Genomic DNA, 1,157 nt, shown 5'->3' with positions numbered 1-1,157 from the left:
AAGATAGTCTCCACTGAGGTGTATTTTTTCACTACATGTAAGGTAGTTCTCTTTATTGTCGATGGGGGTATTACTCGGCAGAGAATATAGCCAGCGATGTAAGTGTGAAACGATGATATCTATTTTTTGTTCGCATAGTGCTTCGAACTCACTCAATAGATAGCTTTCAACGCGTGTTCGTTCCCAATTAATTGTTTCTTGGCTCCACTCTTCGCCAGCTTGGACTTGATAGTACTGCACTGAATCGTCTGGCTTAGCACCTCGTTTAACGTGCTCTGGCGAAATTGACTTAATATTTGGGTGCTGTGCAGAATCTATTTTTAGTTCTGTACTGCTACGAACGGCCAAGAGAAGTACCCATTGTGGTTCCATTTTAATGTGCTCGATTAGAGGGCAGAGACTATTGCCTTTGGGTAATAGGTCGTAAGCTTGTTGAGGTGGCGTTGCGATTACAATGTGCTCTGCTGTGCAGAACAGCTGCTCGCCAGTAGGTGATTCAGTGTAAACCTGCCAAAGCTCACGTTCCTTTTCGAGGCGACAAACCCGGGTGGAAAAGTGAATGTTCAGGTCTTTAGCAATGTGGCGCGTGATGCTGGAGTTTCGCTCTCGGCCAACATAGTACTCTGGCTGATTGGCGCAGGGAACGATAAGCTCATCGGCCAGCCACTTATCAAGTTGAGCTTTAAATTGTGGTGTTTCGCTAGAGAAACTAGGGCAGCCGAGGTCAAACGTAAGGCTTTGGTCGTCAGGTAGTGGTAAGCGCTTTGATGAGAGCCTGCCGCCAGTTCCGCGTGACTTTTCGACCACCGCTACCTTTTTGCCTCTATGTTGTAACTGCTTAGCAGCCGTTAATCCTGCCATGCCTGCACCAATTATGACTACGTCCATAACTGTGTCCATAACTACGTCTGATTTCATGTCTCACCTAAGTATTAAAAGATTCTACTAACTATACGGCATAGCTCAGATATTGGATTTATGGGTTTACCCAAATAGTAATATGCTNTACATTTCAGGAATGATTCAAACGTAGATTTCTTGCAGGAAGGCCCGGTGGCTACCATCACTCCAGAAAACCAAAAGTTAAACGCCTTGTTAATGAGTATTGCTCAAAATCAAGACCGTAGTGCGTTTATAGAACTATTTAACTTAAGCTC

The 1,157-nt window shown here is 44.6% G+C and carries 1 protein-coding gene; it reads right to left on the bottom strand.

From position 1 onward, the window contains the following. Window positions 1–918, bottom strand: a 918-nt coding sequence (locus tag A3757_RS01510) for an NAD(P)/FAD-dependent oxidoreductase (RefSeq protein ID WP_068739042.1), incomplete at its 3' end; no start/stop codon positions are given. Between the last annotated feature and the right edge of the window lie 239 nt (window positions 919–1,157).

The sequence above is a fragment of the Oleiphilus sp. HI0117 genome (assembly GCF_001635235.1).
This window is presented reverse-complemented; position numbering and strand designations above follow the sequence as displayed.